This is a genomic window from Synechocystis sp. IPPAS B-1465, from assembly GCF_003015225.1.
Taxonomy (GTDB): domain Bacteria; phylum Cyanobacteriota; class Cyanobacteriia; order Cyanobacteriales; family Microcystaceae; genus Synechocystis.
In genome coordinates, this window is sequence record NZ_CP028094.1 from 2,559,634 (window position 1) to 2,584,241 (window position 24,608).

The window sequence follows — 24,608 nt, forward strand, 5'->3', positions numbered from 1 at the left end:
ACTCCTCTCAACGGGTTGGACGGTTGCTCAAGCCAAAGTGCTGACAAACCGCTCTAACTCGGCCAAACCCTGTTTAATGGTGTCCATATCGGTAGCGTAGGAAAAACGCACACAGTCATCGGCTCCAAACGCCGCTCCAGGAATCACCGCCACCTGGTGGGATTCTAATAATCGGGCACTGAACTCCAGGGAATTAAGCCCCGTTTTAGCAATGTCCACAAAAACATAAAATGCTCCTTTCGGATTAGGACAACTCAGCCCTGCAATTTGATTGATGCCTTCCACTATCACCTGTCGTCTTTCTGTGAAGGCTTTGACCATGGTCTCCACACAGGTTTGGGGATTTTCCAGAGCGGCGATCGCCCCGTACTGGGCAAAGGTACAAACGTTGGAGGTGCTATGGCCCTGGATGGTGCTACAGGCTTGGATTAAGGGTAATTCCCCCGCCAGGTAACCCACCCGCCAACCGGTCATGGAATAACTTTTGGCAAAACCGTTACTAATGATGGTGCGTTGGAAAATCTCGTCGTTCACCGCACCAATGCTGAGGTGCTCTGTGCCATCGTAGAGAATGCGCTCATAAATCTCATCGGAAACTACGTATAAATCCTCATATTCCAAAATCACCGCCGCCAAAGCCCTAATTTCGGCAGGAGTGTAAACTGCCCCGGTGGGATTGGAAGGAGAATTCAGCACAAACAGCTTACTTTTGGAGGTAATGGCCTGCCGTAGTTGCTCTGGGGTGATTTTGTAATCCGTGGCCGCTGTGGTGTTGACAATAACTGGGGTTCCTTCGGCTAAACGCACCATTTCTGGATAACTGAGCCAATAGGGGGCGGGAATAATTACCTCATCCCCCTGCTCAATCATGGCTAGCATTAGGTTAAACAGGGAATGTTTACCCCCATTGGTCACCAAAATATTGGCCGCCTCGTAGGGCAAATTATTCTTTTCCCGTAACTTTTTGGCGATCGCCTGACGGAGGGCCGGTTCTCCGGCGGCGGGGCCATAGCGGGTCTTCCCTTCATCCAAGGCTAATTTGGCCGCCTCCACAATGTGGGGGGGAGTGGTAAAATCCGGTTCCCCAGCGGTAAAGCTAAGCACATCAATGCCCTCAGTCCGCATTGCCTTGGCCTTTGCCGTAATTTCAAGGGTGATGGAAGGCACAACTTGGCTAACTCGCTGGGTTAGTCGCATAATCAAAACATCCCTGGGGTAAACAACAGCAAAAAATGGCTAAGGCTAGTCAGACAGAGCATGCCAACCCCAGCAAGGGAGCTGGAATTGAGCCGATTTAGATCAACACGATTAAGCTCAGTTTAAATAATCGCATTGGGGTCTTCATTGCGGGCCACGGAAACTACCCGTTCTGTCATGGGAACATAAGATAAATTATGGTCACCGATGTAAATTTGGGTAGGACGGTAAATTTTATTGACTGATAATTGTTCCTTCCAGTGGGCCAACCAACCCGCCACCCTGGCGATCGCAAATAGGGGCGTAAACAGATCGGCGGGGATGTCTAGCTTGCGGTAAACCAAACCGGAATAGAAGTCCACATTGGGGTAAATGCCCTTTTGACCCACGTATTCTTCCACTACTTTTTCCAACTCCACTGCGATTTCGTAATATTCGTCGTGGCCCATTTTGGCAAATAACTGTTCAGCCAAATCCTGCAAAATAATTGCCCGGGGGTCTTTGACTTTATAAACTCGGTGGCCAAAGCCCATGATGCGCTGTTTGTTGGCCAGGCATTTTTCCACGTAGGGGCGGACATTTTCCACTGAGCCAATTTCTTCAAGCATATTTAGCACTTCTTCGTTGGCTCCCCCGTGGAGCGGCCCCGCCAAAGTCCCCACCGCCGAGGCAACCACTGCATAGGGATCCGTGAGAGTAGAAGCCGTTACCCGGGCCGAAAAGGTGGACGCATTCATGGTGTGCTCAGCATGGAGGGTCAAACACACATCAAACACTTTGGCGGCAAAGGGGTCTGGCTCCTTCTCCGTCAGCATGTAAAGGAAGTTGGAAGCGTAATCCAATTTATCATTGGGCTGAATGGGATCGTTACCCTCCCGGATCATGTGGAAAGCTGCCACCATGGTGGGGATTTTGGCTAACAGACGCACCACCGCCGCCCGGATATATTTGGGGTCATCCAAGGCCCGTCGAGCATAGAACAATCCCAAGGCCGCCGCTGAAGTTTGCAAGGCATCCATGGGGTGCCCTGTTTCGGGAAAACATTTCATCATGTCCCGGATGTGGTACTTAATGCGTCGATGGGTGCGAATTTCGTACTCAAACTCTTCGATCTCTGCCTGGGTGGGCAATTTACCCCAGATGAGCAGATAGGCTACTTCGATAAAACTACTGGATTTGGCTAATTCTTCGATGCGAATGCCCCGGTACTCCAAAATACCGTCGGTGCCATCCACATGGCTCACCCTCGATTTAGCGGCGGGGACTCCGGCTAGGCCTTCTTTAAACACTTCGTTATCAGTCATCATATAATTCACCTATAACGGACAATGCCACTACTGTTGTTGCTTAGAGATTTGGATTAACAAAAAATTGCGCCGGCCCGGGCCAGCCTGTCCCCATATCCATATTAGGGAATCTGAAGGAATTCTGGAAATTTACCTTCACCCCTGGATTGAGCCCAGTACTGGTCCGACGAGCTTCGATCATTCGATCAATTGTGGGCTAGATCTAGACCAGCCAACGGGGGGGAGTGAGCAAAAACAGTTGCCCTTCACCCGGTGGACAGTCCCAGGAAGGCAACGTTAAACCAATAATGCCAGCTTTCTTAACAATTAATTTGCCTTGGGGGCTACCAAAAGTGAGATATTCAGCCCAGTTGGCCAAATCCGGCTGATGACCCACTAGGGCAAGGCAACGGTGACTGCGGTGGCGATATTCTTCTTTTAAATCATTGATGCCTTGGGGAATGTCTTCCCCGGGGGCGAGGGAGGAAAAGGTTTCCAATTGGGGTGCAAGCCCCTGGTCCATGAGAATCTGTGCTGTTTGTTGAGCTCGTACTAAAGGACTAGTGAGAATGAGGTCAAATTCCACTCCGATCGCCTGGAGGCGTTGGGCCACTCGCTGGGTTTTGTCCTTACCTTTTTTAGTCAACTGGCGATCGCCGTCGGGGATATCCGGGGACTGTTCCTGGGCAATGCCGTGACGAATAAGGTAAAGTTCCATAGAAATGACCGATAAAATAGGGAAGTTAGAGGCGATGGGCCGGCAAACTCAAGCAGAAAGCCATGGAAAAATACAACATCCAAGTTTTAGGTAATGTTAATTCCCAAGAAACCTTAGTTTTTGCCCATGGGTTTGGGAGTGAACAAAACGCTTGGCGCTCTATCTATCCGGCCTTTGAAGAAAATTATCGCATTGTTTTATTTGACTTTCCTGGCAGTAAACCCGCTAATAGCAAAGATTTTGATATTCAAAATTACAATTCCCTCAAGGATTATGCCGATGATTTGATGGAGATCGCCCATTTGGCAGGGGTGCGTCAGGGAATTCTAATTGCCCACTCTGCTAGTTGCATGATTGGGGTGCTAGCCAGTTTGCGGGATCCGAATTTGTTTAAGGGCATGGTTTTCATTTGTGGTTCCCCCCGCTATCGGGATGATGGGGATTATAAAGGCGGTTTTAGCCAAGAAAAAATCGCCACAATTCTCAATGAAATGAGCCATAACTATGCCGAGTGGATTCGCACCTATGCCCCGGCGGCGGTTAATGATCCCAACAAGCCAGAATTGGTGGAAGAATTTTCCCATTGTCTTTTGCAACTGCGTCCTGACATTGGCTTGGTGGTATTTAGTCTCATCATCATGTCCGATTACCGTCGGGAGGTGGCCCAGGTGGAGATCCCGACCTTAATCGTGCAACCCCAGGAGGACATTTTTGTGCCGCCCACAGTGGGGGCTTATCTTTACAGGATTATGAAAAATAGTGAACTTTATTGGATTGATACTCCGGGGCATTTTCCCCATCTGGCTAACCCAACGGAAATCACCAAGGCGATCGCCGATTATTTACAGGAAAATGAATTCGTTTAACTGGTGACCCTAAGACAGGTTTATGGCGCGGGGCTTCTCGCGTTTTAAGCTAATATTTGGGGGACAGCTTTTGGGGCACTGGAGGGTTTAACAATGGCTAAAGTAATGATTGTGGGAGCTGGGGGCGTGGGCAGTGTGGTGGCCCACAAATGCGCGGCTTTAGAGGACTTTACAGACATTCTTCTGGCTAGTCGCACGGTGGCCAAATGTGATCAAATTGCGGCTCACATTGGTTCCCCCAAGGTTAAAACTGCTGCCCTGGATGCTTTTCAGGTTAGTGACACGGTCAAACTCCTACAGGACTTTGGGGCCGACTTGCTCATTAACGTGGCTTTGCCCTACCAGGACTTGGTGTTGATGGATGCTTGCTTAGAAGCGGGGGTGGATTACCTCGACACCGCTAATTACGAGCCTCCCGACGTGGCCAAGTTTGAATATAGTTGGCAGTGGGCTTACCAAGACAAGTTTAAGGATGCCGGGTTAATGGCTCTGTTGGGTTGTGGCTTTGACCCAGGGGTAACGGGAGTTTTTACTGCCTATGCCCTCAAGCACCATTTTGATGAGATCCATTACCTAGACATTGTGGATTGTAATGCGGGGAACCATGGTCAGGCCTTTGCCACCAATTTCAACCCAGAGATTAATATTCGCGAAATTACCCAAAAGGGCCGTTACCACGAAGATGGGGTTTGGCAGGAAATTGATCCCCTTTCCGTTCACCGGGATATTAACTATCCCCACATTGGCGATCGCCCTTCCTATTTGCTCTACCACGAGGAATTGGAATCCCTGGTGAAAAATATTCCTACCCTGAAACGGGCCCGCTTTTGGATGACCTTTTCGGAAGCTTACATTAACCATCTGCGGGTGCTGGAGGCGGTGGGTATGACCCGCATTGATGAAGTGGAATACCAGGGGCAAAAAATTGTCCCCCTACAATTTCTCAAGGCTGTGTTACCGGAACCCGCTTCCTTGGCGGAAAATTATTCGGGGCAAACCTCCATTGGTTGCTACATCAAGGGCGTTAAAGATGGTCAAGCCAAAACCTATTACATCTACAATAACTGCGACCATGCTGTCTGTTTTGCCGAAGTAGGCTCCCAGGCCATTTCCTACACCACCGGAGTGCCCGCCGCGTTGGGGGGACTGATGATGGTACAGGGCAAATGGAAGCAAGCAGGGGTATTCAATGTGGAAGAAATGGACCCCGATCCGTTCCTCGCCAAATTGGGGGAAATGGGTTTGCCCTGGCACGAAGTAGTCAACGGCCCTTTTCCTTTTGACGATTAGTGATTAGTTTTTAACTCAATTTTTAATGACTTCTGACCCCATTACCCTCCTCGTCAACGGCGATCGCCAAATCGCTTCTAGTCCAGTTACATTGCCGGATTTTTTGCAAAATCAAGGGTTTAACCTCCGCTTAATTGCGGTGGAATACAACGGTGAAATTCTCCATCGACAATTTTGGCCGGAAACCCAATTGCAAAACGGCGATCGCCTGGAGGTAGTTACCATTGTGGGAGGCGGCTAGCTTTTAATGGGGAGTGGTATAGCACCGCCTAGAATGGTTCTTAGCCCCAAATTTTTTTTGTAAGCACTTTTTCTGTGGAAATTACTTTTCTTGGTACCAGCTCCGGCGTTCCCACCCGTAACCGCAATGTTTCCAGCATTGCCCTCCGTTTACCCCAAAGGGCGGAATTGTGGTTATTTGATTGCGGAGAAGGCACCCAACACCAGTTTTTGCGCAGTGAAGTCAAAATTTCCCAATTGACCCGCATTTTCATTACCCATCTCCACGGCGACCACATTTTTGGGCTGATGGGTTTATTGGCTAGCTCCGGTTTAGCTGGCTCCGGTCAAGGTATTGAAATTTATGGCCCAGAGGGCTTGGGGGATTATTTAGAAGCCTGTTGCCGTTTTTCTAGTACCCACCTGGGCAAACGCCTCAAAGTTCACACTGTCCGAGAAAATGGGCTAATTTACGAAGATAAGGATTTTCAAGTCCACTGCGGTTTACTAAAACATCGCATTCCGGCCTATGGGTATCGAGTGGAGGAAAAGCAACGGCCAGGGCGTTTCAATGTGGAGCAAGCGGAAGCTTTGGGCATTCCCTTTGGTCCTATTTACGGCCAGTTAAAACAGGGAAAAACCGTCACCCTGGAAGATGGTCGCCGAATTCGAGGTCAGGACCTCTGTGAACCACCGGAACCGGGCCGGAAATTTGTTTACTGTACTGATACGGTCTTTTGTGAAGAGGCGATCGCCTTGGCCCAGGAAGCAGATTTGCTGGTACATGAAGCCACTTTTGCCCATCAGGATGCCCAGCTAGCCTTTGACCGGCTCCATTCCACTTCCACCATGGCAGCCCAGGTAGCTTTGTTGGCCAATGTCAAGCAGTTAATCATGACCCATTTCAGCCCCCGCTATGCCCCCGGCAATCCCCTGCAACTGGAAAATCTACTGGCGGAAGCCCAAGCTATTTTTCCCAATACCCGTTTGGCTAGGGATTTTTTAACGGTGGAAATTCCTCGCCGCACAGCCGATCCTGCCATCGCAATGTCAACCCCTCAGGCATCCCCTGCATAGCCGACCTTAGCCCGATACAGTAAAGCTTCGCTGCGTCGGTAACCCACGTAACGCACCATCACCATGGTCCCAACGTCTGGCCGTGGCCCTGGACCGATAAATTCATGGTATTGGGGATCGTAGGGCACCATTTCCCCCACAGTGGCGATCACCTCCACTTGCCATTGTTGAAGTAGGGTCGCGATGGGTTTAGTGAGGGGTAAAAGCTTTTGGGCTGGCCATTGGGGATTTTGTTGGGCGGCGGCGGCGGCAGTGGGCCATTGCAGTAACCAAGGCTCAAGAATTTCTAGAGCTTTTTGTTGCCATTGACTTTCCAATTGCTGGGATTGATAGGTCAATTGCCGTTGCAGTCTGGTATATTCCCCTTGCAATGCCTTAATGGTCTGCTGTAGTTGTTGGTTTTCCTCGATCACCGCTTGATCTTGTTCTATTTTTCCTAATTCGTTTCCTCCACCCAATTCTTGCCACAACTCTTCTAGGGTTAAACCCAAGGCGATCGCCAATTTGACCATAACGCCCAGGGGAATTTGTGCTATCAAACCCCGCTCTAAACGGTAGAGATACCAAGTGGAAATGTCTGCCGTTTCTGATAGTTTAGACAGAGAAGCATAACCAGCTTGCTCACAAAGTCGTTGTAAATTTTCTCGGTAAGGAATATTAGTCATAGGGAATTAACAAAATGATTACGATCAAGTTTTAGCTTGACTTAAACTTATTTTTTACTTTTGTCAGTAAACTTTTAAACTTTAGCCAAGCAATTCTTCTTTGGGTTAAAGGTTCAATGGTTTGACTAAAACTGGGATGATAATCAAAAAATTCGTTAATATCTAATAAAATCACCCTTAACCGTTCTAAAATATTTTCCCGACGATACTCTGCCAACAAATTGGGGTCTACCCTGCGCCATTGCCTAGAACCTTTTACCACACCTAGAATTCTTTGACAGTCGTAGTCCAGAGCGTAACCAGCAATTTTTTCGCAGTTAAATCCAGGGTCTAGATAATCGGAGAGCCCCCCATTGACACTAGAAAAAACATGACAGCCACAGGCCATGGCTTCCATGGGTTGCAGGCCAAAACCTTCACTTACTCCCTGTTGCGCCCAATATTCTGCTGAATCGTAAAGATAAACTTTAGCCCGGTTAAATATTCCCGTTAAATCTTCTACGTAACTGTCAATTACTTTTACGTTACATTGACTCTGTAAAGCCGGAATTAATTGTTTTAATAAATAGTGGGATGATTTACGAGCTTGCACCAACACATCAATGTCCCGGACTAGGCCTAAATCACTGAAATCTTCGGAAATATGATTGGGTAAATAATACAGTAAAGAATGGGGCGATCGTTGTCCCCAATAACCCATGGTGTTGCGGCTAATGCAAACGATGGGCAAAGCTGTCGGTAAATCAAAGCCGTAGCCGGTACTGTGGGCGTGGTAAATTACCCGATAACCCTGCAATTTTTTTGCTAATTTGGGAATATCAAAGCCCCAACTAATCACAAAAATTACTTGACCTAAATCTCCCTGAGACAAAATATCATCTAAAAAAAGCGTGTTTGGTTCCCGCTGTTTATAGGTAACAATGGTGGCAGGACAAATTTCTTGTACCAGCTTGATGGTTTTTAATTCTGCCCATAGGCCGCCACAGACGAATTTACCCCCTAATCCCGGTAATAAAAAGTAAAGTTTACGCATTGAAGTTTGATTTAAATATACGGAATAAAAATAAGTTAATAAATATTAAAACACTAAAATAAATCTTAGCTTTTGATCTGAATGTCACTAAAATTAAGCAAACACCACAGTGCGGTTATCATAAACAAGAATTCGATGTTGCAAATGTAAACGCACGGCCCTAGCCAGCACCACCCTTTCTAAATCTCTTCCCTTACGAATTAAATCGTCCACATTATCCCGGTGACTAACCCTGACCACATCCTGCTCGATAATTGGACCCTCATCCAATTGGGCGGTGGCATAGTGGGCGGTGGCTCCAATGATTTTTACGCCCCGCTCATGGGCACGATGGTAGGGATTAGCGCCGGGAAAAGCCGGTAAAAAAGAGTGGTGAATATTAATAATGTTGGGAAATTGAACCACAAAATCCGTGGTTAAAATTTGTAGATATTTTGCTAACACCACTAGATCAATTTGGTACTGTTTCAACAAAGCCAATTCGGCCGTTTCCTGAGCTAATTTATTCTCTTTCGTAATGGGTAAACAATGGAAATCAATGCCAAATTGGTCAGCAATGGATTTGAGGTCAGGATGATTACTAATAATGAGGGGAATTTCACAACGCAACTCTCCCGATCGCCAACGCCAGAGAATATCGAGCAGACAATGGTCTTGCTTGGACACCCAGAGGGCTAACCGGGGCAACTGGTCAGAAAAATGAATTTGCCAAGTAGCTTGGAGTTGCTCAGCCAATTGGGACCAAGCGGATAACAACTCCGGACGGGATAGGCGAAAATTGTCCAACTGCCACTCCACCCGATTTAAAAAAAGTCCACTGGAGAAGTCCGTGTGCTGGTCGGCATGGATAATATTGCCCTGGTTTTGATAAATAAACTGGGCAATTTGGGCCACAATGCCCGGTTGGTCAGGACAGGAAACAAGCAGTGTTGCGGTGAGATTTTGCATCAAAGACAAAGGAATACAGCCCTAGGAATATGAGACGATAGTCCACCTTGTCATTTTCCCACTTAGTGCCCCCAGGGAATTTTTCTGACTATGATGGGGAAAATTGAAAAATTTGCCCTAACTCAAAATACCTCAGTTTTTTTAGTTGTTCTTCCTGATACTCAGCTAAATTACCCCATGGCTAAAATCCCTACTATTGATCGCCGTCAGTTAATCCAATATGGCGGAGCTTTCCTCGGCACTAGCTTGATGGCCACCATACTGGGCAATCAAATGGCTGGTAACCCGGCTGCCCAGGCCCAGTCTGCTAACCAAACGCCCCAGCAACTTTTAACGGAATTGATGGAGGGCAATGGACGTTTTGCCGCACAAAAAAGGGTTAAGGCCAACCAAGACCTCTATCGTCTTGCGGAAGTGGCCCAAGGTCAAAATCCCTTTGCCGCTATCCTTAGTTGTGCCGATTCCCGAGTACCGCCGGAGATTATCTTTGATCAGGGTTTAGGGGATTTGTTCATCTGTCGCATTGCCGGCAACGTCGCAACCCCTCAGGAGGTGGGAAGCTTGGAATTTGGCACCCTAGTTTTGGGAGCAAAGGTGTTGATGGTTTTGGGACACCAAGGTTGTGGGGCTGTGAAAGCCGCCATGGATGGGGGAGATTTACCGGGACAAATTGGCAGTGTGATCAAAAAAATTGATATCGGCTCTGTTACCGATGACAGCAGTAATGCCGCCAGTGTGGTCATGGCCACGAAAGCCAACGTTGAACACCAAATGGCAGTACTCATACAATCCCCGGTGCTAAGTCAATTGATAGCTGAAGAAAGGTTATTGATTATGGGCGCTTACTACAATCTAGAGTCGGGCATTGTAACACTGTTGTAGTTCAATCAATCAAGACATCTTCCCCGGAATCGCTTTGGCTGGCTTCCCATTCCACATTGGGCATGGACTCGAAAGCTTGACGTACATAGGATTCCCACAGGCTACGCATTTTAGCCAGGTAGGGATCTCCCAAGCGTAGTTGTAGTGTATGGCGCACGGAAAAATGATTGGCCTCCACCATGGTCAGATTAATGGGGGGCCCAACGGAAATATTTGACTTCATAGTGGAGTCAATGGAAAGCAAGGCGCATTTGGCCATGGCTTCCAGGGGGGTGTCATAGGTGATGGTGCGGTCCAGCAACGGCTTGCCATACTTAGTTTCGCCAATTTGTAGGAAGGGAGTCTCCTTGGTGGCTTGGATGAAATTACCCTGGGGATAAATCAAGTACAATTCCTGGTGCGGTTCCCCCTTAATTTGCCCTCCCAAGAGGAAATTGCACTGAAAATCAATGCCATCTTTTTCTAGCCATGGTCGGTCTTTTTCCTGCATTTCCCGCACCTTACCGCCGATGTAAGTGGCCACTTCGTGCATAGTGGCAATGTTGTGGAGATGGTCCCCGTCATCCCGCTGGATATCTCGGTCAATCTGATGGAGCACCGCCTGGGTAATGGCTAGGTTGCCGGAGGTGCAAAGAATTAAAATTCGATCGCCAGGGAGAGAATAATCAAATAATTTCTTATAGGCGGAAGTATAATCTACCCCCGCATTAGTGCGGGAATCTGCCCCCATGACCATGCCAAAACGATTAATTAAACCCAAACAATAGGTCATAGCCAAAGTGTGATGATTTTAGTAATTCAAGGGGAGGTGAGACAATTTTGCAACCAAGCGACAATGTCCGCCGCCGTAGTTTGGGATTCCCGCAACTGAAAATAGGGCAACACCACAGTTTTCGGGGCCGGCGTCACCCCCAAAATGGCGATCGGGCCATGGAAAGTGCCCAACTGCTGCCAAAGTTGTTCCAGGTCTAGGGGGGAGGGACTCAACTGTTCGAACAACAGCAGAAGGGGATGACCTTGCTTCCGTTGTAGTTGATGCCAGTAGAACCGCAGTTTAGATAAATTATCAGGGATAGCTCCGTCAAATTCAGGACAATCTTGGTCAAGCATTTGGTCGTAGATATCCACACTGGGATTATCCAAGTTCAAAAATTGACTAGTATCAATCCAAATTATCCGACAACCATTGAGGGGATCACTTTCCCCCTGTAAAGTTTGGGCCAGGGAGTATCGGAAAAAGGATCTTTGTTTAGAACTTTTCCCAGGAATACTGGTGCCGGACACCGCCAGGGGAGTTTGATGCCATGCTTGATAAAAGTCAGCATAGGTCATTTGTCGGGCACAGTACCAAAAAATTTGCCAATGGTCTGCCAAGTTTTCCCCTTGGGGCCGGGCACATAGCTCCCGCAACTGATAAACCACCGTGGGTAATAACTTACGGGGCACAATTTTGATCAAAGCCTGGGTTCCATCCTGACGGACCCGATCTTCAGGATTTTCCAGCAGTAATCCCACCAGGGCTTGGGTCACTTCCCGATTGTTAGAGCCGATTTGGGCCAAGGTTTTCACCACACCCCGGAGTATTTCTGCCTCAGTATCGGTGCCAACCACACGGATTAGGGCCGCCAACACAGCAGGATTATTTTTTCCCACCAGGGCTAAATCTTGGGCGGCCGCTAGGCGGATACTTTCGTTGTCGCCATTTTGCAGGAGATTGATCAGGGCCATGAGGGCAGAAAGGTTACCTGGATCAATGGTGGCTAGACTGGCGGCGGCCTGTCGTTGGCCATAGGGATCCTCCTTGTTACGCAATAGACGTAGGAGAGTATTAATGGCGATGGGATTACCTGGATCAATGCGGCCTAAAATTTCGGCCCAAGTTTGGAGATGCTCGCTGGTTTCGGTGTTTTCCAACAAATATACCAGGGAAGACAAAATGCCGACGTTCTGGGGATCGACTTTTAGCAGAGCTTGGATAGTTTCATTGAGCAACCAGTCCCCTTCTTCCGTGCGGGGTTGGGCCACGGCTTTTTCCACTAGGGTAGTTAGGGTGGCGATCGCCGAGGGGTCTCCCTGGCCAATTTTGGCCAGACTACTGACAATTAACCAACGGACAAAAACATCCTCCTCCGCCATCAATAGGTCAGCTAAGCCAGCTACGACGGTGGGCGACGGCACTTCCACTTCCCCCAGACTATAGATGGCTTGTTTTCGCAACGGTAGGGGTTGATCTGCTTGGATATGCCTTTGGAGAACGACCAGAGCAGTGGGGTTGCCGGGGTCAATTTTTTCTAGACTTTCGGCTGTCTGGCAGAGAAAAGCCCCAGGGGGATAAAGCCTTAGTTTTTGCAGCAGGCCGGCAATGACCAGGCTGTGGTTTTTGCCCACCACTTCCAAACATTGCAACACCTGACGATGGTGCAGAACCGATAATTTGGGAGAAAGAAAATCCAGCAGAGCTTTAATCACCGGCAAGTTGCCCACGGCACAATGGGCTAAGGTCTGGAGGGCTAGGCTGTAATCTTTTTGGCCAGGGCGCAATGCCGCCAAGAAAGTAGCTACCCCGGGGGAACTATTGGGATCAATTAAAATCAGTGCGGAGGCAATGGCAAAGCGCAAACTAGATTGTTCATGGAGGGCTAACTGTTGCTCTAAAACTTCGATCGCCTGGGGAAATCCCTGCCCCCACTGTCCCAGCCATTGGCAGCATTGACCATATATCCGGTCATCTTCGGTGGTTTGTAGAATTTTGAGCAGGGCTTGGAGCACTGGCGCGCGGTGGGTTTCAGTCAAAAGCGCCGTCACCCATTTTTGTTGACCCCCATTACCTGCCATGGGCGGCAATCCCTGGGCTAATAATCTGGCCACAATTTCATCGGCCTGGGCAAGGTCGGGACATTCCCTTAGGGCCAGGGCCGCACACTCCAAAGCCCTGAGTCCGTAAAAATTTTCCGGGCTACAACGGTCGTCAAACTCCAACATTGCCTGGAGAAAGGCTTGTTTATTGACTAAGCTGATATCTTCCCTTCCCCACCAAAAGGCCAATACCCTCTGCCACTCTGGATCGAAAATACGATACTGATGCCGATAAATATCTAGGAAAAAGTGCCAATCGGCGATCGCCAGGGCGGCAAAATAATCCCGAAAAGTGTCGTCGGCAAAGCCATAGCCCCTTTCCCAAACGCCTTTGCGCACAGCAGTCTTGGGAATTAACCAGCCCAATTGCAAAGCCGAACGCAACAGGGGGGAATCTTTGCCAAAAATTTTTTCCACTTCCACCGGGGCCAGGGGCCGATGGTCAGCTCGGTTTTCCCCCAGCATTTGTTTAGCTAATTGACCCAAAAGCTGGGCCAACTCATCCTGCTGTCCTGGTTTGGTAGGGGCCCATTCACTCTGCCACAGATAAAAAGCCTTAACTAATTTGTTATACAGAGCTCCACTGCTGACGGGAAAGTCCCTCGGTTGATCTGCCCAAAAGCGACAGCACAGCATTAAGCGCCGGGGACGGAGGAGATAGGGACGTAAATACCTCACCGAGGGATTGGCCAGGGCCTCTTTCAAAGCATTGGCTAGGGCATTGGGCTTACCGGGGTTTTCCGGTTGACCCGGGCGATCGGCGCTGAAATAATCTTCAATGGCGATTTCCACGTTATCAGGATAGACCAGTGGCTCGATTTGATAACGGGTAAAACCGGCCAGTCCCCGGGGATCGTTGCGCCTGGTGTCCGGACGACAACTCAACAGCACCGGAGTGGTGGGCACTTCCGCCAAACTATCCTTGAGCCAGGTAAGGCTGCCTTGGGCCCCGGACATCTGGCTTGGGTCGGTAAAGGTGTAATCAATGCCGTCTAACACTAACCAAAACTGCCCCGTCTGGAGTCCCAGCAGTAAACTATCCCGCCAAGTTGCCGGGGGAATTTCTTCTTCGAGGGCCATGGCTTCTTGTAACCAAGGACCAAATAGATAGTCTTTGATGCTCCGGTGTTTAAAACGAGAGGGGTTAAGCCAGATGGGTAAGCAATGGGCCTGGCCTTCTTGGTGGCGTTGCCAGAGCCCCTGGGCAAAATGTTGCAAAAAAATTGTTTTCCCAGATCCCGCTTCCCCCACGATCGCCAGGTAACGGCTTTTTTCCCCTCCCTCGGCGATGGGAGTTAATAAACTGTCCAAAAATTCCAGGGGGCCATAGCTAGCCGGGGCGTTGTGGCCGCCGGTAGATCCGCTGGCAATAACCTTAAGGGAACGGGGAATGCGACCGGCTTTTTTCACAACCCATTCCGGCTGAGTTTGCACTGAGGTGCAGGGGAGAGCCCGGTAGAGCAACTGTTGACATACCGTGGCCCAGTCGGGGACATTCGGGGAACTTTCCTGGTTATTTTCTTGACCGTGGTGATTGTTCGCTGTCCCTGAAAGGCTGGAGGAGTGGACCATGGTAGTTGCCAACAAGGTGGGGAGGAAGCAGGAATTGGGGGCGATCGCCAGGAATTTTGGGTCACAGGCAGAATAAATTCCCTCTGGCATTCACTGTACCAAATCTACCTACCCTAGAACCGTTGGCCGGGGCAAATAATTACCGACAAATTCGCACTTCCACCAATCATGTAGTTTATTTTGACTATAAAAATAAACTATGATGGGGCCATGGGGTTAGGGTTTCCCAGGTTGATCTGGTCACTGGTCAGCGGGCACCGATGGAAGCTTGGAAAGCCGGTCGTTGCACTAGGCCCTGGACGTAGGCCGCCACCGCAGGATAGTCGTCAAAATTAAGTTTGAGCATGATGGGGACATAGGCCAAAATTGAACCGACGGCCACATCCACCACCGAAAATTTTTCTCCGAGGATAAATGGCGATCGCCCTAAAATTTTCTCCAAAGATTGCAACAGTCGGGGCATTTCCTTTTCCCGCACTGCTTCAATAAATAAACCATTGGCCAGGGTGGAATTGGCAAATAAAATCCACTGGTTAACTAGAGCTCTGGCCTGGGCATCGGCGGGAATGGTGCTAGCTTTTTCCGCTAAGTAAAGCAAAATTGCACCGGATTCCCAGAGATGAAAGTTCCCATCGGCGATCGCCGGCACCTTACCAAAGGGATTAATGGCTAAATAGGGAGCTTGGCGATGTTCCCCTTCCTTGAGGTTAACGTTGACGAATTCGTAGGGCAGGGATAATTCTTCTAAGTACCACTGAATGATGGAGGCTCGACTTTGGGGGGCACCGTATAGTTTGATCATGATTTTTTCTCCGATTTGATGCTGTTTAATCCTAGATGTTGTCCTGGCTTGGGAAACCGATCCCCAGCAGAGTTTTGCAAAAAAGTTATCGCCCTACGGAAGATTAAAAACCACCATATCCTGGCCCACCACCGGCGATCGGGCAATGAGATCCCCTTTTAGATCGTAAATCCACAGTCGTCGGAAGGAAAGTTTTTGGGCCCTCTGCCATAGGGCATCTAGGAGGGTTTGTTGCTGTTTGGGGGACAATTCCTGCCAGGAATCGCCTACCGTCAAGGTCAAGCGACTGGCTAAAAAGTTTGGTTCGATGCGCTCCATCAACTGGGGAGGATAAAGTCCTTCTAAATCTACTAATTCCCGCTGAATCACCGCCAATAAACTCTGTTCCGGAGTTAAGGGGGCCAGGGGCAGGGGGGAAACGGCCACGGGTGCGGGGGGAGAGGGGGCTTCCAGGACTGTGGGTAATCCGGTCTCTTCAACTAAATTGGTTGTCTTTTCGGGAGATGTATTGACGGTATTGGGCGTGGAATCGGCCAGGGGCACCGGGGGCTGCTCTTTAGTCGGCAAAAGCGTTGCTACATTAGCCCATTGGGTCGCTAATTGATCCCAAAGTGGCGGCAGATTAAGGGGGGGAATACCAATCCAAAGGACAATCCCCACCAAAATTCCCAACAGGGCAGTGGCAATGGTGGCCAAAATACCGAATTTCCCTTTTTTACGGGGTTTGACTTTATTAACTTGGGGGGAAGCGCTAACATCTGTTTCTACAGATTCAGCAAAAAAATCGTCCCATTGTTCCGTTTGCAGATCACCAGGTAGGGGGCCTGGTTGCAGAGGGGCGGGGGCAGAAGTTGCAGAACTATTGACCAACACCGCTAAGCGGCTAGCCGTGGCCTGGAGGCGGTCAACGGCTGCTCGGGGAAGTTGGATGCCTTGTTGGGGATTGGCCTGTAACTTTTGAATTACCTGTTCAAGTTGCCCCAGGGTAGCTTCCAGTTGGGATGCGAGGGAGGGGTCTGATGGAGAAAATCGATCAGCCATGGAGATGTTTGCAAATACTGGGCAAAGAGCTCAGGACAACCCTGGGGAGACGTGCTTGAGGCCAATGGATATCAATGGTTAAAGAAGGAAGGATAGGCCCTAAAACTTGGATTCCAGGGATTTCAGATATTCCGTATTGACGCCGGATTCCCGCACCAAAGCAATTTTGCCCGTTCGAGCCACCTCTTTAATGCCGAACTTGGCCAACATCTGGAGGATTGCTACCATTTTACCCGGGTCCCCCACCACTTCGATGGTGACGGTGTCTTCGGAGATATCCACAATGCGGGCCCGGAATACCTGGGCTAGCTCAATCACTTCCGCTCGGTTAGGGGCATTGGCGCTCACCTTCACCAGCATCAATTCCCTTTCCACACAGGGAGTTTCGGTGATGTCCTGTACTTTAATTACGTTAACCAACTTGTAGAGTTGCTTGGTCAGTTGTTCGATGGTGTTCTCATCCCCCGGCACCACCATGGTGATGCGGGAAACGTCCCCCTGTTCCGCCGACCCCACCGCCAAGCTCTCAATGTTAAAACCACGGCGGGCAAATAGTCCGGCAATGCGGGTTAGCACTCCGGCTTCATCTTCAACTAAAACAGAGAGGGTGTGTTTCATGGGGGGCAAAGAAGGCGATCGCCGGTGGCCATTGGGGTAAAATTCCACCGGTCTGGGTTAGGGCCCAGTCGTGCAAAGTTAGTGAAATTCGTTGATAAATCCAGCCTTATATCCTACCATGCCCGCCGGGCAAGCTTGCATTTTGCAAAATTCCTCACTAGAGTTAGGGAAGCTGAAGAGTAGTCCGTCGGATCTTAAACGATTGTTTTTGCCCTTGCCATAGATTTTTATGAGTGATTTACCCACCCCGGAAGCGCCGGAAATGACCAATCCTGCCCCAGCGGAACCCCCACCGACCTACGTTAAGTTGGCTATGCGTAATATGGTGCGCAAAAAGGGCAAATCCCTAACCCATTTTTTTCTGTCCGCCAGTGCCCTCCTCGGAGTGCTGGTGGGGATTTCCTACCTAACCCGCTAAGGCCATGGCCCCTACCTCTGTTAACAAGATTGCGGTGGAATTAAGCTTACAAACTGATTTGACTGGTTCCGCCATGGCGAGTTCAGGGGTGGAAGAGTTACTAACCAATCCCTGGCAAGGGTGGTGTCAACGCTGGCTGGAATACCTGGCAGATTGTCTTCCCCCCGCCTCCAGCTACGAACTCACCTTACTATTCACCGGCGATCGCCGTATCCAAGAGTTAAATCGTAAATTTCGCCACCAGGATAAGCCCACCGACGTGTTGGCTTTTGCGGCCTTAGAAGGAGATTTTCCCTTAATAGAATCTGAAGAAACGGAGGAACCCCTTTATTTGGGTGATATAGTGATCTCCCTAGAACGGGCTGACCATCAGGCTAGGGAACGGGGCCATAGTGCAAAATTAGAAGTCGTGTGGTTAACGGCCCACGGCCTACTCCATCTCCTCGGTTGGGATCACCCCGACGAAGCCTCCCTCACCACCATGTTGTCCGAACAATCCCATCTATTAACTTTAATCGGCCAAAATCCTCCCCTATTCACCTAAAACTTGTAATCCAGGTTACATAGGAGAATTGTTCTGTCGACTACACTGCTCGGAGTCGTAGCTCATGAAATCGGTATATCCCATGTCTTCCCCATCCTCGGCGGTTTTTGCTGATCAGGGTTTATCCGGCAAGGCTAATCAGACCCAGCCCCCTCCTCCCCTGGGTCTGGTGGTACCTGCCTCCAAGCCCGGTGCTAAAAAGCCGTTGAGAAAAAATGCCTGGCAGGTGGCCCCCAATCTCTTGGTAAGTTTTCGTTACGCCTGGGCCGGAGTTAGTTATGCCTTTGCCACCCAGCGGAATTTTCGTATCCATACCTTCACAGGGGTAGCGGTCATCACAGCGGCCTCTCTGTTGCATTTAGAGGCGATCGCCGTGGCGGTGCTGGCCCTGACTTCCTGCCTAGTAATGATTTTGGAGTTGTTAAATACAGCCCTGGAATCGGTGGTGGATTTAACGGTGGGGCAGTCCTACCATGAGCTAGCTAAAATTGCCAAAGACTGTGCGGCCGGAGCAGTATTATTAGCGGCGATCGCCGCAGTGATAGTGGGGGGCTGTTTATTATTACCACCACTGCTATCCTTGATGGTCTAATCCCCGTCCACATTTGACCGTAAAGGAGCATTCCAGTTGATTCTGGTCATAGATAACTACGACAGTTTTACCTACAACCTCGTTCAGTATTTAGGCGAATTGGGGCAGAAATACGCCGTAGCCGAAGATCTGAAGGTGTATCGCAACGATCAAATTAGCCTCGAAGAAGTTAAATCCCTCCAGCCCGATGCCATTGTTATTTCCCCCGGCCCTGGCCGTCCCGATGACGCGGGCATTTCCCTCCAGTTAATTGAAAAGCTCAGCGCCTCCACGCCGATTTTAGGCGTTTGCCTGGGGCACCAGAGTATTGGCCAAGTATTTGGGGGCAAGGTGGTGGCCGCCCCGGAATTGATGCACGGCAAAACTTCCCAGATCTACCATCAACAACAGGGCATTTTTGCTGGTCTAGCCAGTCCCGTGCAAGCAACCCGTTACCACAGTCTGATCGTTGAGCGGGAGAGTTTGCCGGAGTGCCTGGAGGTGACGGCCTGGTTGGCCGACGGCATGGTAATGGCTTTTCAGCACCGGGACTATCCCCATGTGCAGAGTGTGCAATTCCATCCGGAAAGTATTCTCACGAAGGAAGGGAAGCAAATGCTGGAAAACTTTCTGCAGAGTCTCGGTTAGGAACTTTCCTCTCAATTCGGCCTAAGTCGGTCAAGGTTTAACCCCCAACCAAGTTACCCCCATTGTTCCATGGCATTCCTAGCCCCAAGGGTGATAGGCTGGGTCAGTGTTTTTGGGTACGCTAGTCAACCTTTGAATCATCTATGTCTGACACACAAAATACCGGCCAAAACCAAGCCAAGGCTCGGCAGTTACTGGGCATGAAGGGGGCCGCCCCGGGGGAAAGTTCCATTTGGAAAATTCGTCTTCAGTTGATGAAGCCCATCACTTGGATTCCCCTGATCTGGGGGGTGGTCTGTGGGGCCGCTTCTTCCGGGGGCTACATCTGGTCAGTGGAGGATTTCCTTAAAGCCCTCACCTGTATGTTGTTGTCCGGCCCGTTAATGACCGGTTATACCCAAACCCTCAATGATTTTTACGACCGGGACATCGACGCCATCAATGAACCCTACCGACCTATTCCTTCCGGGGCCATTTCCGTGCCCCAGGTGGTGACCCAAATTTTAATTCTGTTGGTGGCTGGTATTGGCGTTGCCTACGGCTTGGACGTGTGGGCCCAGCACGATTTTCCCATTATGATGGTGCTCACCTTGGGGGGAGCCTTTGTTGCTTATATTTACTCTGCACCACCGTTGAAGCTAAAACAAAATGGCTGGTTGGGTAACTATGCTCTGGGGGCTAGCTACATTGCCCTACCGTGGTGGGCGGGCCATGCTCTGTTTGGCACCCTCAATCCCACCATTATGGTCTTGACCCTAATTTATAGCTTGGCTGGTTTGGGCATTGCGGTGGTTAACGATTTCAAAAGTGTGGAAGGCGATCGCCAATTGGGGCTCAAGTCCTTGCCGGTGATGTTTGGTATCGGGACAGCAGCTTGGATCTGCGTGATCATGATCGACGTTTTCCAAGCGGGTATTGCGGGATACCTGATTTATGTTCACCAACAGCTTTATGCCACCATTGTGTTGCTATTGCTCATTCCCCAGATAACTTTTCAGGATATGTATTTTCTCCGTAATCCCCTGGAAAATGATGTCAAATACCAAGCCAGTGCCCAGCCATTTCTAGTTTTTGGTATGTTAGCCACCGGTCTGGCCCTAGGCCATGCGGGGATTTGAACTCTCTAACTGAAAGATTAAATCACGCTCAAAAAGCGTGCAATTCCAAGCCCAGGAAGCTAGCAAAAGAGTAGACCGGGCTTGGTTTTACTATTCAATGGGAGAAATGGTTGGTCAATTATCCCCGGCGATCGCCGTCCTAAAATCTAAAGGGGATCAACCCGCACCACATTGGTTTGGTCAATGTTGAACCATTCCTGGAGCAAATCATGGTTTTCCGTGCTAGAAATTACTTCATCCACAAAGCGTTTCCAGTCTCCGTCCCCCTGGGGCAGAATGCAAGCGTAAAGTTCCGTGGTAATGGGTTGATAAGGTCCTAGAGCGTATTCAGCTGGGTTTTTGCCCTGTTTAAGCAGTTCCCCCACTAGCAAAATGCCATCGCTGACAACGGCCTTCACCTGGCCCCCATCCAATTTAGCAATGCCTTCCTCCCGGTCTTGCACTGGCACCCACTGGGCTAGGGGATAAATTTTGGGGATGATATCAAAGGTGGTGGTGTTTTGAATGTAGGCAATGGGAATGCCCTCCAGGGTGCCATTAATGTTAAAGCCCTCCACACTGCCTTGTTTCATCAAAAACTTGGCCCCGGAAATAAAGAATGGAGCTGAAAAATCCACTAATTCCAACCGATCTTGGGTAATGGTGGTGGCTTCACAAACTATATCCAATTCCCCACTGGCGATCGCCTCAAAACGACTCTGGAGGTCAACCCTATCTAAATCAACCGTAATGGTCTTACCCATCTCTTCTGCCAACTTCAAGGCAATTAAGGCCATTAAATCAACCCCATAACCCTCCATTTCCCCATTGGCCATCTCAAAACCAAACGGGACAGCATCGGTGCGGGTTCCAGCCCGTAATTCCCCCGTGCGGGCCACCCTCTCCAACACAGTTTCCGCCTGGACCGGGGCGATCGCCACCAGGCCAGTGGTAAAGGTCAAAGCCAACCAAGTAAAAGCACTTTTGAGCAACATAAATTTCAATCCTTAAATTCGCTTGAATTTACTAAGGGTTTATCCAGGCTCAGGGTAGCGCAATTAGTTCGCTTGGGCCCAGATAAAATCCCATAGGAGACTGAAAATGTTCTAAAACGGCATAATCCCCGGGAACATTTACCAAGAAATCAATCTCAAAAAGTGTTTTTATGTAACTTTGCCAACACGTCATAGGCCTTAAAATCCCCGGCCCGGCGTAGAAACCTCAGGCGATTTTCAATTAATAGTTTGGCATCCGCCCTGGTAATGGGTTCAAATTGGGTATTGTTCGGCGTCGTTTTTACCAAAAAAAATAACCTTTGGGCATAAAGGGTAGTAAAAATCTCCTGATTATCATCCAAGAAACAAATCTGATACAAAAGCCCGAAGGTCGGATGGTTAAGGTAAATTTCGTTACTCATTGAGATCGGGGAGTTAGGGCAAGGACAAATTGCCAACCGAGATGGCTGTCACTGGCTAGAGAAATCTTACCCCTTCCTGTCCCTCCTTAAGCCGTTGGCACGAATTAACCTCAAATTTGCTGTAGTTTTTGATACGGACCGATCCATAGGCACTAAGGCCGGGGGGGCAGTGGTTGCACTTCTTCCTGGTTTTTAAAGTACAAAGGGTCTTGATTATGGTCTGGGGCTGGCACCAAGGGCTTCATGCTGCGGATTGCTCCCAGGGCCTCCTTAATCATCACAGCCGAAGGCACAGCCACTATTACCCCCAGTAGTCCGCCGATTCTGGCCCCGGTTAACAGGGAAATCAAGACCCAAAAGGGATTTAATCCTGTCACACTGCCCAGTACCCTGGGGGCAATGCCATTTTCAACAATTTGCTGGATCACTAGAGCCACCGCCAGCAGTTGCAACGCCATGCCAATGTCCCGCAGAGCTACCAAAAAAGTAACCAGCACAATGCCCACCGACCCACCAAAAGGAATTAGGGCCATTACTCCCACCGTGAGGCCAAAAAGTAAGCCAAAGGGAACTTTGAGCAGTAAAAAGCCAGAAATCAGCCCCAGGGCCATGCAGGTGGCGGACACCAATTGGCCGAGGAAATAGTTTTGGAAACTGCGGCGTAGAGTATCAGAAAAAGGTTTTTGGAAACGCTCTGGCAACCAACCTATGATGCTTTGCCAAACATCGTCGGTGTGGAGGAGGAGATAAAAGGTCAAAATTATCGTCAACAGTACGTCCAGCAAACGCACTACGGTGAAGACGGTCAAGCTTAGGGCGAGGTTGAGGGTGCTGCCAGCCAAGTTTTGTAATTCGGCCGCTAGGCGGCTGTTAATTTGGGGAATAAGACCATCAAAATTGACCGGCCAACCAAGAATCTCTGCCTTTTGATCCAACAATACCAATTGTTTCTGCCCCGAATCGAGCCAATCCGGTAGGCGGGCCACCAGTTGTTGGGCTTGGGATAGGGCGAGGGGAATGAGGGTTACCCCCAGGGCGGTGAAAATAATCAGGGCGGTGAGGAAAACAAAACTAGCCGCCACAAAACGTTTAGCCCCTTGTTTTTCTAGCCAGGCCACCGGGTAGTTGAGTAAAAAGGCGATGACGGAGGCAATGAGGCTAATAACAAAAAGGGATTCAAAATAACCAAAAATCGAGGACAGGGCCCTGGCATTGAGCACCATTAACGGGGCCCCCAGTACTAACACTAATAGGCGGGTGATGGCATTGAGGGAATTCCACCATTTGAACAACCAATTTTGCGGCGGGGGACTGGGATGATTGTTGGCTGGTTCTGTCATAGTTGGCGGTCTCGCAGAGAGCCTCGATCCAGGGGTCGTGGGAGTGTCAAATCTTTAAGGTCTGGGGCCATTTAGCTTTGATTGTTTCCCTCAATCCGGAGTGACAAAATTTTTGCCATTGGGAAGAGTATCGCCAAAACAGGGTAGCTAAGCTCCCACAGGAGAGGGAAAGCCCCAACAAAATAAAGGTGACTGGGGTAATGACCCCAATACTGAACCAAGAAGCAACGTGGAGCACCATTACTCCACAGACGGTGAGGGTGGCAACGTAGGCAGTGTTAACTGACCAGCGGGGTTGCCCTAGGGCAATTAAAACGGCGCAAATGGTGGTCCAGAGTAAAATTGACGGTACCAGGGCGGCGCAAATGCCAACGCAGTGGCCTCGGGAAAAATCAGCTAACCAGGTAATCAAATTCATACTCTCAAAAAAAAGTTCGGCGGCGATCGCCCATAGGACCGTGCCGCCCATTATATAGCAACAGCCCAAGGAGGGCATGGCAGTGGACTGGGGGCACCCAGAACTGAAAATTTAAAACGTTCACGATGGTTTTTGCTATGGTTGACGAGAAGGGCAAGGAGCAATGGAGTCGCCATTCTTCGCCTCAACTTTCGGCAAATTTTCAACTTTGTTCAATCCCGCAACCTTCCATGGATACAAACGACTGGCTTAAACAACTCTTGATGATCGGTGTTGGCACCACCACCCTCGTGGCGGAAAAACTCAGCGATGTGAGTGATCAATGGGTGAAGGAAGGCAAAATTAACGCCGACCAGGCCACCGCTTTTGTGGATGATTTGATGAACCAAATCAAAAACGAGCAGGGACAAATTGAAGCAAATCTGGAAAGACAACTGCGCAATATGCTCCAGGATTTGGGCCTACCCCGTCAGTCGGAAATGGACGAGTTGCGGGGACGTATAGATCGCCTAGAACGACAAATCCGTGACCTGGAAAATCAGCGTTGGCGTTAACCCTGGGTGGGGCCCATTGGCCCTGGTGAACAGTGACAAAACAATTGCACGATAGAGTTTATGGAGAATAGGGAACTCGAATCCCTGACCTCTGCGGTGCGATCGCAGCGCTCTACCAACTGAGCTAATTCCCCGAACTGACCCTCCATTCTAGCATTCGATGTTGCTGTTCGTTATCTGTTTTAATTTTGTCCTAGCCCTGGGCAATGTCTTCTTAGCCGTTAGGCTTTACTTTGTCTATCGACAGTTACAGCAACTCACCAAGCGTTTAGACCATTGGGAAAGCTGTTGCCATAACCTGTTTGCTCCGGCCCCTGCCCTGTTGACCAATTTGGCCCAAAAAAATCGACATTTACGTCAGCAGTACAATCTCTTGCTAAAACGTTGGTCTTTGATCAAAGGGGTGTTACAAATTTGGCAGTTGGCTAGTCAGGGTCGCTGGTGGGCGAACTTGGTTAATGATTAGGGAAAAATTAAGTTTTACAAAAATTTCCTGGCACAGTTGAAGAAACTTTCAGCAAATTAATCGCA

At 49.5% G+C, this 24,608-nt stretch carries 27 protein-coding genes and 1 tRNA gene; 12 read left to right on the top strand and 16 right to left on the bottom strand.

What is annotated here, in order from left to right; translation table 11 throughout:
• Positions 1–27: 27 nt before the first annotated feature.
• The 3 genes from C7I86_RS12030 to sixA all read right to left on the bottom strand — a co-directional run bounded on the left by C7I86_RS12030 (position 28) and on the right by sixA (position 3,201).
• On the bottom strand, positions 28–1,197 hold the full coding sequence (locus tag C7I86_RS12030; protein ID WP_010873487.1) for a pyridoxal phosphate-dependent aminotransferase: 1,170 nt from the start codon (positions 1,195–1,197) through the stop codon (positions 28–30).
• Between the two features lie 122 nt (positions 1,198–1,319).
• Positions 1,320–2,513, bottom strand: coding sequence for a citrate synthase (locus C7I86_RS12035; RefSeq protein ID WP_010873488.1), 1,194 nt, complete (start codon positions 2,511–2,513; stop codon positions 1,320–1,322).
• A gap of 193 nt (positions 2,514–2,706) precedes the next feature.
• Positions 2,707–3,201: a phosphohistidine phosphatase SixA gene (gene sixA, locus C7I86_RS12040; RefSeq protein ID WP_010873489.1), complete on the bottom strand. Its 495-nt coding sequence runs from the start codon at positions 3,199–3,201 to the stop codon at positions 2,707–2,709.
• Positions 3,202–3,263: 62 nt separating this feature from the next.
• On the opposite strand from sixA, the gene C7I86_RS12045 reads away from it, so the two are divergent.
• The 4 genes from C7I86_RS12045 (at position 3,264) to C7I86_RS12060 (ending at position 6,653) form a co-directional block, all read left to right on the top strand.
• Positions 3,264–4,067, top strand: a complete 804-nt coding sequence (locus C7I86_RS12045; RefSeq protein WP_010873490.1) for an alpha/beta fold hydrolase — start codon at positions 3,264–3,266, stop codon at positions 4,065–4,067.
• Positions 4,068–4,160: 93 nt separating this feature from the next.
• Positions 4,161–5,357 (top strand): saccharopine dehydrogenase family protein, encoded by a 1,197-nt coding sequence (locus C7I86_RS12050; protein ID WP_010873491.1) that lies wholly within the window; start codon positions 4,161–4,163, stop codon positions 5,355–5,357.
• Positions 5,358–5,382: 25 nt separating this feature from the next.
• Positions 5,383–5,598, top strand: a complete 216-nt coding sequence (thiS, locus tag C7I86_RS12055) for a sulfur carrier protein ThiS (RefSeq protein ID WP_010873492.1) — start codon at positions 5,383–5,385, stop codon at positions 5,596–5,598.
• Between the two features lie 74 nt (positions 5,599–5,672).
• On the top strand, positions 5,673–6,653 hold the full coding sequence (locus C7I86_RS12060) for a ribonuclease Z (RefSeq protein WP_010873493.1): 981 nt from the start codon (positions 5,673–5,675) through the stop codon (positions 6,651–6,653).
• On the opposite strand, the gene C7I86_RS12065 is transcribed toward C7I86_RS12060, so the two are convergent.
• From C7I86_RS12065 to purU, 3 genes are all read right to left on the bottom strand, one after another.
• Positions 6,635–7,318, bottom strand: coding sequence for a helix-turn-helix domain-containing protein (locus C7I86_RS12065; RefSeq protein WP_010873494.1), 684 nt, complete (start codon positions 7,316–7,318; stop codon positions 6,635–6,637). The genes C7I86_RS12060 and C7I86_RS12065 overlap by 19 nt on opposite strands.
• 31 nt (positions 7,319–7,349) lie before the next feature.
• A complete protein-coding gene (locus tag C7I86_RS12070; protein WP_010873495.1) occupies positions 7,350–8,351 on the bottom strand; it encodes a glycosyltransferase in 1,002 nt (333 codons plus the stop codon).
• Positions 8,352–8,444: 93 nt separating this feature from the next.
• On the bottom strand, positions 8,445–9,299 hold the full coding sequence (gene purU / locus C7I86_RS12075; RefSeq protein WP_010873496.1) for a formyltetrahydrofolate deformylase: 855 nt from the start codon (positions 9,297–9,299) through the stop codon (positions 8,445–8,447).
• A 177-nt stretch (positions 9,300–9,476) separates the two neighbouring features.
• Between purU and C7I86_RS12080 the strand changes: the two genes are divergently transcribed.
• Positions 9,477–10,181, top strand: a complete 705-nt coding sequence (locus C7I86_RS12080) for a carbonic anhydrase (protein WP_041426032.1) — start codon at positions 9,477–9,479, stop codon at positions 10,179–10,181.
• A 1-nt stretch (position 10,182) separates the two neighbouring features.
• On the opposite strand, the gene C7I86_RS12085 is transcribed toward C7I86_RS12080, so the two are convergent.
• The 5 genes from C7I86_RS12085 to ilvN all read right to left on the bottom strand — a co-directional run bounded on the left by C7I86_RS12085 (position 10,183) and on the right by ilvN (position 17,070).
• On the bottom strand, positions 10,183–10,953 hold the full coding sequence (locus C7I86_RS12085) for a hypothetical protein (RefSeq protein WP_010873498.1): 771 nt from the start codon (positions 10,951–10,953) through the stop codon (positions 10,183–10,185).
• A gap of 26 nt (positions 10,954–10,979) precedes the next feature.
• Positions 10,980–14,699 carry a HEAT repeat domain-containing protein gene (locus C7I86_RS12090; RefSeq protein WP_010873499.1) on the bottom strand — a complete coding sequence of 1,240 codons (3,720 nt, stop codon included), beginning with the start codon at positions 14,697–14,699 and terminating at the stop codon, positions 10,980–10,982.
• Between the two features lie 157 nt (positions 14,700–14,856).
• A complete protein-coding gene (locus C7I86_RS12095) occupies positions 14,857–15,411 on the bottom strand; it encodes a glutathione S-transferase family protein (RefSeq protein WP_010873500.1) in 555 nt (184 codons plus the stop codon).
• Between the two features lie 93 nt (positions 15,412–15,504).
• On the bottom strand, positions 15,505–16,452 hold the full coding sequence (locus tag C7I86_RS12100) for a hypothetical protein (protein WP_010873501.1): 948 nt from the start codon (positions 16,450–16,452) through the stop codon (positions 15,505–15,507).
• A gap of 99 nt (positions 16,453–16,551) precedes the next feature.
• Complete coding sequence (gene ilvN, locus C7I86_RS12105) at positions 16,552–17,070, bottom strand: acetolactate synthase small subunit (protein WP_014407139.1); 519 nt, start codon at positions 17,068–17,070, stop codon at positions 16,552–16,554.
• 229 nt (positions 17,071–17,299) lie between these two features.
• On the opposite strand from ilvN, the gene C7I86_RS12110 reads away from it, so the two are divergent.
• The 5 genes from C7I86_RS12110 (at position 17,300) to chlG (ending at position 20,369) form a co-directional block, all read left to right on the top strand.
• On the top strand, positions 17,300–17,488 hold the full coding sequence (locus tag C7I86_RS12110; protein ID WP_010873503.1) for a DUF3285 domain-containing protein: 189 nt from the start codon (positions 17,300–17,302) through the stop codon (positions 17,486–17,488).
• A 4-nt stretch (positions 17,489–17,492) separates the two neighbouring features.
• Complete coding sequence (gene ybeY, locus C7I86_RS12115) at positions 17,493–18,032, top strand: rRNA maturation RNase YbeY (protein ID WP_010873504.1); 540 nt, start codon at positions 17,493–17,495, stop codon at positions 18,030–18,032.
• Between the two features lie 64 nt (positions 18,033–18,096).
• Positions 18,097–18,624 carry a diacylglycerol kinase gene (locus C7I86_RS12120; RefSeq protein ID WP_010873505.1) on the top strand — a complete coding sequence of 176 codons (528 nt, stop codon included), beginning with the start codon at positions 18,097–18,099 and terminating at the stop codon, positions 18,622–18,624.
• Positions 18,625–18,660: 36 nt separating this feature from the next.
• On the top strand, positions 18,661–19,251 hold the full coding sequence (locus C7I86_RS12125) for an aminodeoxychorismate/anthranilate synthase component II (protein ID WP_014407140.1): 591 nt from the start codon (positions 18,661–18,663) through the stop codon (positions 19,249–19,251).
• Between the two features lie 143 nt (positions 19,252–19,394).
• Positions 19,395–20,369 (top strand): chlorophyll synthase ChlG, encoded by a 975-nt coding sequence (chlG, locus tag C7I86_RS12130; protein WP_010873507.1) that lies wholly within the window; start codon positions 19,395–19,397, stop codon positions 20,367–20,369.
• Positions 20,370–20,515: 146 nt separating this feature from the next.
• Here the strand turns inward: chlG and C7I86_RS12135 are convergent, their stop codons facing one another.
• From C7I86_RS12135 to C7I86_RS12150, 4 genes are all read right to left on the bottom strand, one after another.
• Positions 20,516–21,343 (bottom strand): amino acid ABC transporter substrate-binding protein, encoded by an 828-nt coding sequence (locus C7I86_RS12135; protein ID WP_010873508.1) that lies wholly within the window; start codon positions 21,341–21,343, stop codon positions 20,516–20,518.
• Positions 21,344–21,498: 155 nt separating this feature from the next.
• Positions 21,499–21,765 carry a transcriptional coactivator PipX gene (gene pipX / locus C7I86_RS12140; RefSeq protein ID WP_010873509.1) on the bottom strand — a complete coding sequence of 89 codons (267 nt, stop codon included), beginning with the start codon at positions 21,763–21,765 and terminating at the stop codon, positions 21,499–21,501.
• 152 nt (positions 21,766–21,917) lie between these two features.
• Positions 21,918–23,105, bottom strand: coding sequence for an AI-2E family transporter (locus C7I86_RS12145; RefSeq protein ID WP_010873510.1), 1,188 nt, complete (start codon positions 23,103–23,105; stop codon positions 21,918–21,920).
• Between the two features lie 46 nt (positions 23,106–23,151).
• Positions 23,152–23,574 (bottom strand): hypothetical protein, encoded by a 423-nt coding sequence (locus C7I86_RS12150; protein WP_020862141.1) that lies wholly within the window; start codon positions 23,572–23,574, stop codon positions 23,152–23,154.
• Between the two features lie 179 nt (positions 23,575–23,753).
• Between C7I86_RS12150 and C7I86_RS12155 the strand changes: the two genes are divergently transcribed.
• Entirely contained in the window at positions 23,754–24,077 is a 324-nt protein-coding gene (locus tag C7I86_RS12155; RefSeq protein WP_020862140.1) for a phasin family protein, read from the top strand.
• Positions 24,078–24,138: 61 nt separating this feature from the next.
• On the opposite strand, the gene C7I86_RS12160 is transcribed toward C7I86_RS12155, so the two are convergent.
• A tRNA-Ala gene (locus tag C7I86_RS12160) sits at positions 24,139–24,211 on the bottom strand.
• A 26-nt stretch (positions 24,212–24,237) separates the two neighbouring features.
• On the opposite strand from C7I86_RS12160, the gene C7I86_RS12165 reads away from it, so the two are divergent.
• The gene (locus C7I86_RS12165) at positions 24,238–24,543 is read left to right on the top strand and encodes a hypothetical protein (RefSeq protein WP_010873513.1); all 306 of its coding nucleotides are present in this window, start codon (positions 24,238–24,240) and stop codon (positions 24,541–24,543) included.
• Positions 24,544–24,608: the final 65 nt, after the last annotated feature.